We start from the raw sequence: 15,105 nt of genomic DNA, 5'->3' as shown, positions 1-15,105 counted from the left end.
AGACCAGGACGTTGATAGGTCAGGTGTGTAAGCGCAGTAATGCGTTCAGCTAACTGATACTAATTGCCCGTAAGGCTTGATCCTATAACAAGTCTGTCTCGCGCTGATAACAGCGCGTCGGACAAGTTGGATTCTCGTGTGTGATACACACAACTCAAAATTACTGCTTCTTCCCAGATTGGTTCTGTTGGCCATGCCAGCAGAACAACCCTCTTTGCCTGATGACCATAGCGAGTCGGTCCCACCCCTTCCCATCCCGAACAGGACCGTGAAACGACTCTACGCCGATGATAGTGCGGATTCCCGTGTGAAAGTAGGTAATCGTCAGGCTCCCTAAGCCAAGAACCCCCGCCCGAAAGGCGGGGGTTTTTGCATTGGCGCGGCGGAAATGCATGCGGGATCGGGATGGACGGCCAGGCTGGAGCTGGGGCGGACGAATGCGCTGATTCAGGCGCCTGCCGTTCTCGAGTAATCCGCAGCGCTGCGCCCGGATCCCGATTCGCTAAATTGCTCGTATCATTCGCGTTCATGCGATTTATTGATCGTATCTCCGATCAAAAGCTGCCATTTCTCTCCCCAGGGTGTCGATTGCCGCGCGTCGCGCAAGATCCGCTTTCCATCGCCGACAATGAATGTCGGGTCGGCCATGCAAGTCCCTGCAGACGACGCACTGAACCACCGAAACTCCCCCATTCAGCCAAATACCTCAGAACCCGTACGAAATGAACGCTTTATTCGGCGCGTCCACGTAAAATTTGCGAATCCCCATCTCGGCACTTAAAACGATGAACGCCGCCATTCAGGTAGCCCGGGCCGTTTGCCCGCACGATTGTCCGGACACGTGCGCAATGCGCGTGACTGTCGAAAACGGCAAGGCGATCAAGGTCACGGGCGATCCCGACCATCCGCCGACACAAGGCGTGTTGTGCACGAAAGTCAGCCGATACGCCGATCGCGTTCATCACCCCGACCGCCTCACCGTCCCGCTCAAGCGCATCGGCGCGAAAGGGGAAGGGCATTTCGTACCGATCAGCTGGGACGAGGCATTCGATGAGATCGGTCTTCGTCTCGGTGAAATCGCTGCGCGCGCACCGGAAGCGATCGTGCCGTACAGCTATGCGGGGACGATGGGGCTTGTGCAGGGGGAGGGCATCGCCCAGCGGTTCTTCCACAAGCTCGGTGCCTCGCGGCTCGAGCGCACGATTTGTGCAGCGGCCGGTGCAGCGGGGTTGCGTTATACCTATGGCGGTAGTCTCGGCATGCACCTCGAGCATTTCGAGGAAAGCGAACTGATTCTGATTTGGGGAGCAAACCCGATCGCGTCGAGCCTGCACTTCTGGACGCGCGCGCAGGAAGCGAAGCGCCGAGGCGCACGCCTTGTCGCCATCGACCCGTACCGTTCGCTGACTGCGGAGAAGTGTCACCAGCACATCGCGTTGAAACAAGGCACCGACGGCGCATTCGCACTCGGCATGATGCATGTGCTGATTACCGAAGACCTGCTCGATCACGACTACATCGCCAGCCATACGCTCGGCTTCGACGTGCTCAAGGAACGGGCGATGTCCTATCCGCCGGAACGCGTTGCGCAGATCTGCGGTATCGACGTGTCGGAACTGATCGACCTTGCGCGTCGCTACGGTGCTACCCGCAAGGCATCGATCCGCCTCAACTACGGCATGCAGCGCGTCCGCGGCGGCGGCAACGCCGTCCGCGCGATCGCAAGCCTGCCGGCGTTGACGGGCGCGTGGCGGGATCGGGCCGGCGGGCTGCTGCTGTCGTCGTCGGAATTCGCGCCGGTCGACCAGGCGGCGCTGCTGCGTCCGGATTTGATGCCGGGTTGGCCCGGCAAGCTGCCGCGCATCATCAACATGAACGCAATCGGCGACGCGCTTTTGCACCCGGGCGATGCAACCTTCGGGCCGAAGGTCGAAGCGGTGATCGTGTACAACTCGAACCCGGTGGCTGTCGCGCCGGACTCCTCGAAGGTCGCGGCGGGGTTCGCGCGTGACGATCTGTTCACGGTCGTTCTTGAGCATTTCAAGACGGATACCGTCGATTTCGCCGACATTGTGTTGCCGGCAACCACGCAGCTCGAGCATCTGGACATCCACAAGTCGTACGGCCACACCTACGTGATGGCGAACCTGCCGTCGATTCCTCCGGTGGGAGAGGCGCGGCCGAATACGGAGATCTTCCGCGGCATCGCGCGCAGCATGGGGCTCGACGAGCCCGCGCTTTATCACAGCGACGAAGAGGTCGCGCGCGTGGCGCTCCGCTGGGACGATCCGGCGCTCGACAGTGACTGGGACACGCTGAAGCACGCCGGCTGGCTGAAGCTCAAGCTGCCGGAGGCGCCGTTCGCGAACGGCGGTTTCCGTACGCCGTCCGGCAAGTGTGAGTTCTACAGCCCGCGACTCGAGCAGATGGGCGTGGATCCCGTGCCCGACTACCTGCCGCCGTTCGAATCGGCCGAGGCCGCACCCGAGCTCGCCTCACGTTATCCGCTCGCAATGATTTCTCCGCCGGCGCGCCACTTCCTGAACAGTACGTTCGTGAACGTCGACAGCCTGCGGCATACCGAAGGTGAGCCGCATCTCGACATCCACCCGTCTGACGCCGATGCGCGCGGGATCGCCGAAGGTGACGTCGTTCGCATCTTCAACGACCGCGGATCCATGCAGGCGCGCGCGAGAATTACCGATCGCGCACGCGCAGGGCTCGTCGTCGGGCTATCGATCTGGTGGAAGAAGCTGTCACCGGACGGCAGAAACGCGAACGAAGTGACGAGCCAGGCGCTCACCGACCTTGGCAATTCGGCGACGTTCTACGATTGCCTGGTGGAAGTTGAACGCATTTGACCGGATATCGCCGTATGATCAGACGAATTTCCACGGAAGTTCGAAGTGGACATCTAACCCTGTTGTCTCGGGACGAGCGAGCCGTTACGATGCGTTTTAGCACGACCATTCGAAAATCTGTGAGGAGACGGGCAGTATGGATAAAATTTGGCTGAAATCGTACCCGCCCGGCGTTCCAGCCGAAATTGACGCGTCTCCTTATCCCTCTGTCCCGGACCTGCTCGACGAAAGCTTCAGGCAGTACCGCGACCGTACGGCGTTCGTCTGCATGGGCAAGGGCATCACATACGGCGAACTCGACACGCTGTCGCGCCAGTTCGGTGCGTGGCTGCAATCGCGCGGGCTCGCGCGCGGGGCGCGCGTCGCGATCATGATGCCGAACGTGCTGCAATACCCCGTGGCGATCGCCGCGGTACTGCGCGCGGGCTACACCGTCGTCAACGTCAACCCGCTCTATACGCCGCGCGAGCTCGAGCATCAGCTGAAAGACAGCGGTGCGGAGGCGATCGTCATCCTCGAGAATTTCGCGTCGACGCTGCAGGCCGTCATCGCGAATACGGGCGTCAAGCATGTCGTCGTCGCATCGATGGGCGATCTGCTGGGCATCAAGGGATGGCTCGTCAACTACGTCGTGCGCAACGTCAAGAAGATGGTGCCTGCCTGGCAACTGCCGTCGTTCACGCGCTTCAAGGCCGCGCTGTCGGAAGGCGCGCGCCAGGCATTCAAGGCGCAGAAGATCGGTCCCGATGACGTCGCGTTCCTGCAGTACACGGGCGGTACGACCGGCGTGGCGAAAGGGGCGACGCTGCTGCACCGGAACATCGTGTCGAACGTGTTGCAGGCGGGTGCCTGGCATCATCCGGCTCATGAGAAGTTTCCGGAGGTGAAGCAGTTCGTGACCGTTGTCGCGCTGCCGCTGTATCACGTGTTCGCGCTGACCGTCTGCGGATTCCTGACGCTGCGTACGGGCGGCATGGGCATCCTGATTCCGAATCCGCGCGACATCACCGGCATGATCAAGGAACTGAAGGGCTACCAGATCTCGACGATCCCGGCGGTCAACACGCTGTACAACGCACTGCTGAACCATCCCGAATTCAGTCAGCTCGACCTGTCGAAGCTCGTGATCGCCAACGGCGGCGGCATGGCGATCCAGGAAGGTGTCGCGAAACGCTGGTACGAAAAGACCCATACGGCGATCATCGAAGGCTACGGGCTGTCCGAAACGTCGCCGGTGGCGACTTGCAACCCGGTGACGGCGACCGAGTACAGCGGGACGATCGGCTTGCCGCTGCCGTCGACCGAAGTGGCGATTCGCGACGATGCGGGCAACGATGTCGCGCTCGGCGAACCCGGCGAAATCTGCATCCGCGGGCCGCAGGTGATGGCCGGCTACTGGAACCGGCCGGACGAGACCGAGAAGGTCATGTTCGCGGACGGCTTCTTCAAGACGGGCGACGTCGGCGTGATGGATGCGCGAGGTTACGTGAAGATCGTCGACCGGAAGAAGGACATGATCCTCGTATCGGGTTTCAACGTGTATCCGAACGAAGTCGAGGACGTGGTCGCGTCGCATCCGGGCGTGTTCGAGGTGGCGGCGGTCGGCGTGCCCGACGAGCATTCCGGCGAAGCCGTGAAGCTGTTCGTCGTGAAGAAGGATCCGGCGCTCACCGACAAGGACATCCTCGCCTACTGCAAGGAGCGGCTCACCGGCTACAAGCGGCCGAAGCTGGTCGAGTTTCGTACGGAACTGCCGAAGACGAACGTCGGCAAGATCCTGCGGCGCGAACTGCGCGACGGGCGCGCATGACGGCGGTCGATCGGAACGAAAAGCCCGGCTTGTGCCGGGCTTTTCGTTTGCGGTGCAGCCCGGACGAGGCTGTTTCCGAACGAGTTCGCGTCCGGAATGGCCTTGCGGTGGTGGCAGTGCGTTTCGACGCAGCAGAGACGGCACGGCGCCCCGCGAACAGCGTGTCGCAGCCGGTACGATTCGTCGCGCGCCAGATTTGCAACGGCATCGACCGGAAAAGAAAAAGGCGCCCGAAGGCGCCTTCAATATGCAGCGGCTTGTCAAGCAAGCTGATTAGAACTTGTGACGGATGCCGACGCGTGCGGCGACCTGGTTGGCGGAGCTCGAACCTGCGAGACCGTTGATCGCTGCCGTTGCCTTCAGGACGTCGCCGTTCGAGTCGAGCACGTTGCCCGATGCATGCTGGTACACGCCGATCGCGTAGACGTCGGTGCGCTTCGACAGGAAGTAGTCGACGCCCAGCGAGCCCTGATGGTACTTGGCTGCCGAGTTGCCGTCGATCTTGCTGCCTTGCGTGTAGTCGTACGCTGCGCCGAGAATCAACGCCGGGGTCAACTGATACTTGAAGTTGATTTCGCCGTTGTTGAACGTCGCCGTCTGGTTCACGAACGGGCCTGCCGAGAAGCCCTTGAACTTCGTGTTCGAGTACGTCGCGCCGATCGTCGCTGCGCCGAACGTGTAGGCGCCGCCTGCACCGATGACCTGGTACGTGTTCGCGTTGTTCGCGTACGCGCCGTAGATCGGCGACGAGACCGACGAAGACGTGGAACCGTTGTTGAACATGCCGCCGAACTGGTTCGGCGTACGTGCGTTCAAGTAACCGACACCCAAGACCAGCGGGCCGTTGTTGTAGCCTGCGCCGAGCGACCAGACCTGGTTCTTCGAGAACTGGCCTGCCTGACCGCCGAAGCTGTACAAGCCGCCGAACGTGAAGCCGCCGTAGCTCTGGCTCGTGAACTTGACCGCGTTGTTCACGCGATAGGCGTTGTTGAAGTTGTCGAGGTCACCCGGGTGAGCGGCGATGTAGCCGCCCCACTGGTCACCTGCCTCGAGCGGGCCGACGAAGTCGACGACGGAGTCGTACTGACGACCCAGCGTGACGGTGCCGTACTGGCTCGACAGGCCGACGTAAGCCTGGCGACCGAACATCAGGCCGCCCTGACCGAGCTTGCCGCTGTTCACGTCGAAACCGTTTTCGAGGGTGAAGATCGCCTTCAGGCCGCCACCGAGGTCTTCGGTGCCGCGCAGGCCGAAGCGGCTGCCTTGCATCACGCCGCTGGCCATGCTGTAGAGGTGCTTGCCGCCTGCGTTGTTGTTGAAGAGCAGGCCTTCATCGATGATGCCGTAAAGCGTCACGCTGCTTTGCGCATGGGCAGCGCCAGCGAACGCGCCCAGCGCGACGAGCGCGAGAAGCGACTTTTTCATTAACGGATCTCCAAAATTCACTGAATTTTTCTGGCGGGGCGGATAGTTATGTTCTGTCGACGGGCCCCAGCAACTTCGCAAGAAGTCGCACGTAATGTAGCAAAACCGGTTTTTGCCACAAAGCGAAATGCCGCAGCTCAAGGTCGCCATGTTTCCTTTATGCAACAATGGTTAAAATCACGGGTTAACCGCAATTTCCGCTGAATAATCAAGTCGGTTACGCAGCGGACTCGTGCCCTTGCCGCTCGCGGCAGCACCTGCAGCCAGGAGAACAGGATGGTGTTTGATGAACTGATCAGCGAATTCGATCGCGGCCTGCGATCGCTGACCGGCATTAGCCGGATGAGCCGGCCGGTGCCTGCGCCGGCAGAGGCGCCGACCGTCGAGCTGACGCCAGCGGAGCGTACGCATGCCGCCGGGCTGATGCGCGTGAACCACGTCGGCGAGGTCTGCGCGCAGGCGCTCTACCAGGCGCAGAAGCTCACTGCGCGCACGGCGTCGGCGAAGGCAATGTTCGAAGAGGCTGCGCGCGAGGAGGAGGACCACCTCGCGTGGACCGCACACCGCCTGAAGGAACTCGACTCGCGCCCGAGCCTGCTGAACCCGCTCTGGTATGCGGGTTCGCTCGTGATCGGCGTGGCGGCCGGCGCGCTCGGCGACAAAGTCAGCCTCGGCTTCATGGCCGAGACCGAGCGGCAGGTCGAGAGCCATCTCGAAGGCCACATGTCCGAGTTGCCGGCGGCCGATACCGCGTCGCGTGCGATCGTCGACCAGATGCGTATCGACGAAGTGAAACACGGCAAGGCCGCGGCCGACGCTGGCGGGATCGAACTGCCGTTGCCCGCGCGAATGCTGATGCGCGCCGCGTCGAAAGTCATGACGAGCACTGCGTACTATCTGTAAGATCCGCATCGGGGCGATGCGTGACGTCGCCCCGGTTCCCCGCCGCTGATACCGCCCGTTTATTCCGCGTTTTCCCGCCCCCGAAAGCCCCGTCCGCACACCCGTCTGGCCCGTCTTTCTCACGTATCACCTTCACAAGTTGCACTAGCTCATTCATTTATAACGGTTTTTGGAATGAGGGGCGCATGAGCATGTGCGCGTAAGTCCTTGTTCTAACTAACAAAATTCGTCAAAAAAGCGGGCCGCTCCCTTGACCGTGCCACACCCTTCCTCTAAAGTGGGAAGCAGTGTGAGAAAGTGTATTTTTGTGTGATTTGGCGGGCTATTCCGGCTAAATTCTCAGCATGGAGCGGGTGCTTCGGTGCCCTGAACGGGAGAGCGGAAAGTGTTCCAAGGGGCGTCGGCGCTGACGCTCGATGCGAAAGGGCGGATGTCGGTGCCGGCTCGCTATCGCGAAGCGCTGCAAGGACAGGCAGAAGGACGGGTGACTGTGACCAAGCACCCGGACGGCTGCCTGTTGCTGTTTCCGCGCCCCGAATGGGAAGTATTCCGCGCCAAGATCGCCGCGCTGCCGATGGACGCGCACTGGTGGCGGCGCATTTTTCTCGGCAATGCGATGGATGTCGATCTCGACAGCGCGGGCCGGATTCTCGTATCGCCCGAGCTGCGCACGGCAGCCGGACTGGAAAAGGAAGTCATGTTGTTGGGAATGGGTAGTCACTTCGAGCTGTGGGATTCGCAAACCTACAACGCGAAGGAGCAGGCAGCGATGGCGCAGGGCATGCCCGATGCGCTGAAGAATTTCACGTTCTGATTGCGGTGACGGAGACGCCCGCGATGGGAAACGAACTGCAGCATCGGACCGTGTTGTTGGACGAAGCGGTCGAGTCGCTCGTGACGCGACCGGACGGCATCTATGTCGACGGCACGTTCGGGCGCGGCGGCCATAGCCGTGCGGTGCTCGCGCGGCTGGCGCCGGCCGGGCGGCTGATCGCGTTCGACAAGGATCCGAGGGCGATCGAGACGGCGCAGGGCATCGAGGATGCGCGCTTCTCGATCGTGCACGACAGCTTTGCATCGATGCGCGACGCGCTTGCGGCGCGCGGCGTCGAGAAGGTGTCAGGTGTGTTGCTTGACCTGGGCGTGTCCTCGCCGCAGGTGGACGATCCGGCGCGCGGCTTCAGCTTCCGCGCCGATGGTCCGCTGGACATGCGGATGGATCCGACGCGCGGCGAGTCGGCGGCGGAATGGCTCGCACGGGCTTCGGTGCAGGAATTGACGGAGGTGATACGGGATTATGGGGAAGAACGGTTTGCTTTTCAGATTGCAAAGGCGCTTGTTGCTCGCCGGGCAGAGTCCGACCGTCTTGGGCCTCTCGACACCACGGGCGAGCTTGCCCAAATCGTGGGTCACGTCGTCAAAACCCGTGAGAAGGGCAAGGATCCGGCAACCCGCACCTTTCAGGCTATACGGATTCACGTCAATCAAGAGCTTGCGGACCTGCAAGTCGTACTAGACGCGGCACTGTCGTTGCTGGAGCAAGGGGGGCGGCTGGTGGTCATCAGCTTTCATTCACTCGAGGACCGGATCGTCAAGCGATTCATGCAGGCGCACGCCAGTGCGCCCGCGGTCGATCGTCGCCTGCCGATCCGTGCCGTCGACCTCCCGAGCCCGCCGCTCAAGATCATCAGCCGCCAGTTCCCGAGTGAAGCGGAAGTCGCAGCGAATCCGCGCGCCCGCTCGGCCGTGATGCGCATCGCGGAGCGCGTCACGCCATGAGCCGCTTCAATATCTTCCTGCTGATCATCGTGATGGGTTGCGCGTTGTCGGTCGTCAATTCGACGAACCAGCAGCGCCAGATCTTCATCCAGCTGCAGCGTGCGCAGTCGCAGGAGCGTCAGCTCCAGCAGGACTACGCGCAGCTCCAATATCAGCAGAGCGCGCTGTCGAAGACGTCGCGCATCGAGCAGCTTGCGAACGATACGCTGAAGATGCAGCCGATCACGACCGGCCGCACGCAATATCTGACACTGCAGCCGGGCGCCGCGAAGGCGATCGATGCACCGATCCCGGCTTCGGCGGACACGGCTGGCAAGGGCAAGGGGGGCGCGCGATGAAACCGTCCCAGAAGCGCCAGAACGTGAAGTTTTCGTCGAGCCCCGTGCTGGGCGTGCATCTGCCGATGTGGCGCTCGAAGCTCGTCGTGTTCCTGCTGTTCATGGCATTCGTCGCGCTGGCCGCGCGTGCGTTCTGGATCCAGGGGCCCGGCAACGCGTTCTACCAGAAGCAGGGCGAAAGCCGCTACCAGCGCACGCTCGAGCTGCCGGCGACGCGCGGCAAGATTCTCGACCGTAACGGGCTCGTGCTCGCGACGAGCCTGCCGGTGCGCGCGATCTGGGCGATTCCCGACGCGGTGCCGGACGATCTCGACGCCGACAAGGTCAACCAGCTCGGCAAGCTCCTCGGCATGACGCCGAAGGAACTGCGCGTCAAGCTGTCGGAGGACAAGGGCTTCGTCTACGTCAAGCGCCAGGTGCCGATCGACGTCGCGGACAAGGTCGCCGCGCTCGACATTCCCGGCATCTATCAGCGCAACGAATACAAGCGCTTCTATCCGGAGGGCGAGATCACTGCTCACCTGATCGGCTTCACGAACGTCGAGGACGAAGGGCAGGAGGGCGTCGAGCTGGGCGACCAGAAGATGCTGTCCGGCACGTCGGGCGTGCGTCGCGTGATCAAGGACCGGATGGGGCACATCGTCGAGGACGTCGCCGAGCAGATTCCGCCGCACAACGGCACGGACGTCGACCTGTCGATCGACAGCAAGATCCAGTACATCGCGTACGCGAACCTGAAGGCCGCCGTCGAGAAGTTCAAGGCGAAGGCCGGCGCGGCGATGGTCGTCGACGTGCGCACCGGCGAGGTGCTCGCACTCGTCAACTACCCGACGTACAACCCGAACGACCGCTCGCGCATGACGGGCGAGCAGCTGCGCAACCGGATCATGACCGACGTGTTCGAGCCGGGCTCGATCATGAAGCCGTTCACGGTGTCGCTCGCACTCGACCTGCACCGCGTGACGCCGAACACGCTCGTCGAGACGGGCAACGGGCATTTCGTGCTCGACGGCGCACCGATCACCGACGACGCGGGCTTCGGCACGCTGACGGTCGGCGGCGTGATCCAGAAGTCGAGCAACATCGGCGCGACGAAGATCGCGATGACGATGCGGCCCGAGGAAATGTGGAATATGTATACGAGCATCGGCCTCGGCCAGGCGCCGAAGGTCGGGTTCCCGGGCGCGGTGGCGGGTCGCCTGCGTCCGTGGAAGAGCTGGCGCCGCATCGAGCAGGCGACGATGTCGTACGGCTACGGCCTGTCGGTGTCGCTGTTCCAGCTCGCGCGCGCCTATACGGCGATCGCGCACGACGGCGAGCTCATGCCGGTGACCATTTTCAAGACCGACCCCAACCAGCCGGTCGTGGGTACGCAGGTGTTCAACCCGACCACCGCGCGCGAAGTGCGCGCGATGCTCGAAACGGTGGTGGCGCCGGGCGGCACGTCGCCCGATGCGGCCGTGCCGGGCTATCGCGTCGGCGGCAAGAGCGGTACCGCGTACAAGCATGAAGGTCACGGCTACACGCGCAAGTACCGTGCGTCGTTCGTCGGGATGGCGCCGATGCCGAACCCGCGCATCGTTGTCGCGGTGTCGGTCGACGAGCCGACCGCCGGCAGCCACTTCGGCGGCCAGGTGTCAGGCCCCGTATTCTCGGCGATCGCCGGCGACACGATGCGTGCGCTGAACGTGCCGCCGAACATGCCGATCAAGCAGCTCGTCGTGTCTGACGATTCGCCGGCGGCACCTTCCGCGACGGGGCCGCAAAAGCTGGCCGCGGGTGGCGGTGCAAAGCATATGATCGTGTCCAGCACGACGCGTAATTCACCAGGAGTTGTTCGATGAGCGCCGCTCGCAGTTCCCATCCGGCGCATCAGCAGATCGCAGCCGCGCTTGCGTGGCTGCGTCAGCATGTGGCCCCCGCAGCGCAACTGCATGCCGACACGCGCAGCCTCAAGGCTGGCGACGTGTTTGTCGCGTATGCAGTCGACGGGGCAGACAATCGTGCCTTCATTGCCGACGCCGTCGCGCGCGGTGCGGCCGCCGTGCTGTATCAGCCGGAAGGGCTGGCCGCTGCGCCGGCCGTTCCTGTCGCGCTTGCGGTGCCTGCGCTCGACCAGCTCGCCGGCGAGATCGCCAGCGGCTGGTATGGTGATCCGAGCGACAGCCTGCTCACGGTGGGTGTGACCGGTACGAACGGCAAGACTTCGTGCACGCAATGGATCGCTGCCGCGCTGACGGCGCTGCATCAGCCGTGTGCAGTGATCGGCACGCTCGGCACCGGGATGCCCGGCCAGCTCGTGCCGACCGGCTTCACGACCCCCGATGCGCCGCAATTGCAGCGCAGCCTTGCGCAATTGCGCGACGCGGGCGCGAAGGCCGTGGCGATGGAGGTGTCGTCGCACGCGCTGCATCAGGGGCGCGTGAACGGTACGGCCTTCGACATCGCAGTGTTTACGAACCTCACGCAGGATCACCTCGACTATCACGGCACGTTCGATGCGTACGAGGCCGCGAAGGCGAAGCTGTTCGCGTGGCGCGGCCTGCGCGCGGCGGTCGTCAACCGCGACGACGTAGCCGGCCAGCGTCTGCTCGAGAAACTGGCAGGCCGCGTACGCACGATCGCGTATGGGATCGGCGACGCGCAGGTGCCCGACGCCGATCGCGAACTGGTCGCGCTCGACGTGCGCGCCACCGCGACCGGCACGGCATTCCGCCTGCATTCGTCGTGGGGCGACGCGGACGTCGAAGTCGGCACGCTCGGCACGTTCAACGTCAGCAACCTGCTCGCGGTGCTCGGCTCGCTGCTCGCGGCCGACGTGCCGTTCGACGCGGCGCTCGCCGAGATCGCACGGCTCGAGTCCGTCAACGGCCGGATGCAGCGGCTCGGCGGCCGGCTGCAGAACGACGAACCGCTCGTCGTGATCGACTACGCACACACGCCCGACGCGCTCGAAAAGACGCTCGACGCGCTGCGCCCGATCGCCACGGCACGCGGTGGCCGGCTCGTCTGCATGTTCGGCTGCGGCGGCGACCGCGATGCGACGAAGCGTCCGCTGATGGGCGCGATCGCGGAGCGGCTCGCCGATGAAACCGTCGTCACGAGCGACAACCCGCGCAGCGAGGATCCGCAGCGCATCATCGACCAGATCGTCGCGGGCATGACCGCGCCCGATCACGCACGCCGTATCGAGGATCGCGCGAGCGCGATCCTGCAGGCCGTGCGCGGCGCCGCACGCGAGGATGTCGTCGTGCTGGCCGGCAAGGGCCACGAGGCCACGCAGGAAATCATGGGCAAGAAGCGCACGTTCTCGGACCAGGATCACGCGCGGCTCGCGCTGGCAGCGCGCGCGACGCACGGTAAGGGAGGCGCCGAATGACGATGCTCAGTCTCGGCGAAGCCGCCCGCCTGATCCCCGGCGCAACCGTCCACGGCGACGCGGCCATCACGTTCGACCGCGTGTCGACGGACAGCCGCACGGCCGGCCCCGGCGACCTGTTCGTCGCATTGAAAGGCGAGCGCTTCGATGCGCACGACTTCCTCGGCGACGTCGCGGCGCGCGGTGCCGCCGCGGCGCTGGTCGCGCACGTGCCGGCGGGCGTCGCGATGCCGGCGATCGAAGGCGGCGAAACGCGTGCCGCACTTGGCGCGCTCGCACACGGCTGGCGCAAACGATTCGCGCTGCCGCTCGTCGCGGTGACGGGCAGCAACGGCAAGACGACCGTCAAGGAAATGATCGCGTCGATTTTCGCGGCGGCGGTCGGCGCCGACGCGCGGCTCGCGACGGCCGGCAACCTGAACAACGATGTCGGCCTGCCGCTGACGTTGCTGCGCCTGTCGGCCGCGCATCGTCTCGCGGTGATCGAGATCGGGATGAACCACCCGGGCGAAACCGAAGTCCTCGCGCGCCTTGCCGCGCCGACGGTCGCGCTCGTCAACAACGCGCAACGCGAGCACCAGGAATTCATGGCGACGGTCGAAGCCGTCGCGCTCGAACACGCAGCCGTGATTCACGCGCTGCCGCCGGACGGCGTTGCGGTGTTCCCGGCCGACGATGCATACGCGGGTATCTGGCGCATCGCGGCGACCGGCAACCGGATCCTCGATTTCGCGCTGCACGATGCCGAGCGGCAGAACGACGCGCAGGTCACGGGCCGTCTGCATGGCGGCGAACTCGTGATCGACACGCCCGCAGGCACCGTCACGGTGCGGCTGCGCGCGCTCGGCGAGCACAACGCGCGCAACGCGCTGGCCGCGACGGCCGCGGCGCTGGGTGCCGGCGTTGCGCTGTCGGCGATCAGGCAGGGCCTCGAATCGTTCGAGCCGATCAAGGGCCGGCTGCAGGTGAAACAGGCGATTGCAGGCAGCCTCGCGGGTGCAACGGTCGTCGACGATACATACAACGCGAATCCCGATTCGATGCGCGCCGCGATCGACGTGCTCGCCGCGCAACCGGCACCGCGCGTGCTGGTGATCGGCGACATGGGCGAGGTCGGCGACGAAGGGCCGGCTTTTCATCGCGAGGTCGGTGCCTACGCGCGCGAGCGCGGGATCGACGCGCTGTTCGCGCTCGGCGACGCGTCGCGCGATGCCTGCACGGCATACGGCGACACGGCTCGCCATTTCGGCGACGTCGGCACGCTGGTCGCAGCGCTGCTCGGTGCGGGCTACGGTGCGCAGGCGACGCTGCTCGTGAAGGGCTCGCGGTACATGAAGATGGAGCGCGTGGTCGACGCGCTGACGAACCAACCCGCGGCGGGCACGGCGCCCGCTGCACACTGAGTAGAAGGAAGGAAGCATGCTGCTGGCGCTGGCGCAATGGCTGCAAGGAGACGCAAGCTTTTTGCGCTTGTTCACGTACCTCACGTTCCGGGCGGTGATGGCCACCATCACCGCGCTGGGGATCGGGCTCGTGTGCGGACCGTGGGTGATCCGCAAGCTGACGCAAATGAAGGTCGGTCAGGCCGTGCGCAAGGACGGTCCGCAGACGCACCTGGTCAAGTCCGGCACGCCGACGATGGGCGGCGTGCTGATCCTGATCGGCATCGCGGTCGCAACGTTGCTGTGGGGCGACCTGACGAACCGTTTCATCTGGATCGTGATGCTCGTCACGTTCGGTTTCGGCGTGATCGGCTGGGTCGACGATTACCGCAAGGTCGTCCACAAGGACCCGCGCGGGATGTCGTCGCGCGAGAAGTATTTCTGGCAGTCGGTGATCGGGCTGTTCGCGGCCGTCTACCTCGCCTTCAGCGTGTCCGAGGCGAACAACGTGCGCGTGTTCGACCTGTTCATGGCGTGGGTGCGCAGCGGGCTGTCGATGGGACTGCCGGCACGCGCCGACCTGATGCTGCCGTTCCTGAAGTCGATCAGCTACCCGCTCGGCGTGTGGGGCTTCATCGTGCTGACGTACTTCGTGATCGTTGGCGCGAGCAACGCGGTGAACCTGACCGACGGCCTCGACGGCCTCGTGATCATGCCGGTCGTGCTGGTCGGTGCGTCGCTGGGTGTGTTCGCGTACGTGATGGGCAGCGCGGTCTATTCAAAATACCTGCTGTTCCCGCACATTCCCGGCGCGGGCGAACTGCTGATCTTCTGTTCCGCGATGGGCGGGGCAGGGCTTGCGTTCCTCTGGTACAACACGCACCCCGCGCAGGTGTTCATGGGCGACGTCGGCGCGCTGGCGCTCGGCGGCGCGCTCGGCACGGTCGCGGTGATCGTGCGCCAGGAAATCGTGCTGTTCATCATGGGCGGCATCTTCGTCGCGGAAACGCTGTCGGTGATGCTGCAGGTTTCGTGGTTCAAGTACACGAAGAAGCGCTACGGCGAAGGGCGGCGTCTGCTGAAGATGGCGCCGCTGCATCACCATTTCGAATTGTCCGGCTGGAAGGAAACGCAGGTGGTCGTGCGTTTCTGGATCATCACGCTGATGCTGTGCCTGTTCGGTCTGACCACCCTCAAGCTGCGGTAAAGGAAAGGTAACAAGGATGTC

Annotated in this window: 12 protein-coding genes and 2 rRNA genes; 12 read left to right on the top strand and 2 right to left on the bottom strand. The window is 64.2% G+C overall.

What is annotated here, in order from left to right; all coding sequences use genetic code 11:
* Positions 1–84, top strand: a 23S ribosomal RNA gene (locus HWX39_RS30850); the annotation flags it as partial.
* A gap of 133 nt (positions 85–217) precedes the next feature.
* A 5S ribosomal RNA gene (rrf, locus tag HWX39_RS30845) occupies positions 218–330 on the top strand.
* Positions 331–516: 186 nt separating this feature from the next.
* On the opposite strand, the gene HWX39_RS36705 is transcribed toward rrf, so the two are convergent.
* Positions 517–648 carry a hypothetical protein gene (locus HWX39_RS36705; RefSeq protein WP_279613118.1) on the bottom strand — a complete coding sequence of 44 codons (132 nt, stop codon included), beginning with the start codon at positions 646–648 and terminating at the stop codon, positions 517–519.
* A 137-nt stretch (positions 649–785) separates the two neighbouring features.
* Here HWX39_RS36705 and HWX39_RS30840 point away from each other — a divergent pair, with 137 nt between their 5' ends.
* Together HWX39_RS30840 and HWX39_RS30835 are read left to right on the top strand one after the other, a co-directional pair.
* On the top strand, positions 786–2,861 hold the full coding sequence (locus tag HWX39_RS30840; protein ID WP_175971427.1) for a molybdopterin oxidoreductase family protein: 2,076 nt from the start codon (positions 786–788) through the stop codon (positions 2,859–2,861).
* A 136-nt stretch (positions 2,862–2,997) separates the two neighbouring features.
* Positions 2,998–4,671, top strand: coding sequence for a long-chain fatty acid--CoA ligase (locus tag HWX39_RS30835; RefSeq protein ID WP_175971426.1), 1,674 nt, complete (start codon positions 2,998–3,000; stop codon positions 4,669–4,671).
* Positions 4,672–4,944: 273 nt separating this feature from the next.
* Here HWX39_RS30835 and HWX39_RS30830 read toward each other — a convergent pair whose 3' ends face one another.
* Positions 4,945–6,096, bottom strand: coding sequence for a porin (locus tag HWX39_RS30830; RefSeq protein ID WP_175971425.1), 1,152 nt, complete (start codon positions 6,094–6,096; stop codon positions 4,945–4,947).
* Between the two features lie 276 nt (positions 6,097–6,372).
* On the opposite strand from HWX39_RS30830, the gene coq7 reads away from it, so the two are divergent.
* The 8 genes from coq7 (at position 6,373) to mraY (ending at position 15,084) form a co-directional block, all read left to right on the top strand.
* Complete coding sequence (gene coq7 / locus HWX39_RS30825) at positions 6,373–6,999, top strand: 2-polyprenyl-3-methyl-6-methoxy-1,4-benzoquinone monooxygenase (RefSeq protein WP_175971424.1); 627 nt, start codon at positions 6,373–6,375, stop codon at positions 6,997–6,999.
* 385 nt (positions 7,000–7,384) lie between these two features.
* Positions 7,385–7,813: a division/cell wall cluster transcriptional repressor MraZ gene (gene mraZ, locus HWX39_RS30820; protein WP_175971423.1), complete on the top strand. Its 429-nt coding sequence runs from the start codon at positions 7,385–7,387 to the stop codon at positions 7,811–7,813.
* Between the two features lie 23 nt (positions 7,814–7,836).
* A complete protein-coding gene (gene rsmH / locus HWX39_RS30815) occupies positions 7,837–8,778 on the top strand; it encodes a 16S rRNA (cytosine(1402)-N(4))-methyltransferase RsmH (protein ID WP_175971422.1) in 942 nt (313 codons plus the stop codon).
* Entirely contained in the window at positions 8,775–9,116 is a 342-nt protein-coding gene (ftsL, locus tag HWX39_RS30810; protein ID WP_175971421.1) for a cell division protein FtsL, read from the top strand. Before rsmH ends, ftsL begins: the two co-directional genes overlap by 4 nt.
* Positions 9,113–10,960, top strand: a complete 1,848-nt coding sequence (locus HWX39_RS30805; protein ID WP_175971420.1) for a penicillin-binding protein 2 — start codon at positions 9,113–9,115, stop codon at positions 10,958–10,960. The genes ftsL and HWX39_RS30805 overlap by 4 nt, the downstream gene beginning before the upstream one ends.
* Positions 10,957–12,495, top strand: coding sequence for a UDP-N-acetylmuramoyl-L-alanyl-D-glutamate--2,6-diaminopimelate ligase (locus tag HWX39_RS30800; RefSeq protein ID WP_175971419.1), 1,539 nt, complete (start codon positions 10,957–10,959; stop codon positions 12,493–12,495). Before HWX39_RS30805 ends, HWX39_RS30800 begins: the two co-directional genes overlap by 4 nt.
* Positions 12,492–13,898, top strand: a complete 1,407-nt coding sequence (gene murF, locus HWX39_RS30795) for a UDP-N-acetylmuramoyl-tripeptide--D-alanyl-D-alanine ligase (RefSeq protein ID WP_175971418.1) — start codon at positions 12,492–12,494, stop codon at positions 13,896–13,898. Before HWX39_RS30800 ends, murF begins: the two co-directional genes overlap by 4 nt.
* Positions 13,899–13,914: 16 nt before the next feature.
* Positions 13,915–15,084: a phospho-N-acetylmuramoyl-pentapeptide-transferase gene (mraY, locus tag HWX39_RS30790; RefSeq protein ID WP_006477019.1), complete on the top strand. Its 1,170-nt coding sequence runs from the start codon at positions 13,915–13,917 to the stop codon at positions 15,082–15,084.
* The last annotated feature ends 21 nt before the right edge of the window (positions 15,085–15,105 follow it).

Source organism: Burkholderia sp. BCC0322 (genome assembly GCF_902833045.1).
In the GTDB taxonomy this organism is placed as follows: domain Bacteria; phylum Pseudomonadota; class Gammaproteobacteria; order Burkholderiales; family Burkholderiaceae; genus Burkholderia.
This window is presented reverse-complemented; position numbering and strand designations above follow the sequence as displayed.

What these genes read in the sequence shown, in the direction of transcription:
- HWX39_RS30840 (WP_175971427.1), top strand. Translation starts at nt 786, where the DNA reads ATGAACGCCGCCATTCAGGTAGCCCGGGCCGTTTGCCCGCACGATTGT.
- ftsL (WP_175971421.1), top strand. Translation starts at nt 8,775, where the DNA reads ATGAGCCGCTTCAATATCTTCCTGCTGATCATCGTGATGGGTTGCGCG.
- HWX39_RS30835 (WP_175971426.1), top strand. Translation starts at nt 2,998, where the DNA reads ATGGATAAAATTTGGCTGAAATCGTACCCGCCCGGCGTTCCAGCCGAA.
- HWX39_RS30800 (WP_175971419.1), top strand. Translation starts at nt 10,957, where the DNA reads ATGAGCGCCGCTCGCAGTTCCCATCCGGCGCATCAGCAGATCGCAGCC.
- HWX39_RS30830 (WP_175971425.1), bottom strand. Translation starts at nt 6,096, where the DNA reads ATGAAAAAGTCGCTTCTCGCGCTCGTCGCGCTGGGCGCGTTCGCTGGC.
- HWX39_RS30805 (WP_175971420.1), top strand. Translation starts at nt 9,113, where the DNA reads ATGAAACCGTCCCAGAAGCGCCAGAACGTGAAGTTTTCGTCGAGCCCC.
- mraY (WP_006477019.1), top strand. Translation starts at nt 13,915, where the DNA reads ATGCTGCTGGCGCTGGCGCAATGGCTGCAAGGAGACGCAAGCTTTTTG.
- murF (WP_175971418.1), top strand. Translation starts at nt 12,492, where the DNA reads ATGACGATGCTCAGTCTCGGCGAAGCCGCCCGCCTGATCCCCGGCGCA.
- coq7 (WP_175971424.1), top strand. Translation starts at nt 6,373, where the DNA reads ATGGTGTTTGATGAACTGATCAGCGAATTCGATCGCGGCCTGCGATCG.
- rsmH (WP_175971422.1), top strand. Translation starts at nt 7,837, where the DNA reads ATGGGAAACGAACTGCAGCATCGGACCGTGTTGTTGGACGAAGCGGTC.
- HWX39_RS36705 (WP_279613118.1), bottom strand. Translation starts at nt 648, where the DNA reads ATGGCCGACCCGACATTCATTGTCGGCGATGGAAAGCGGATCTTGCGC.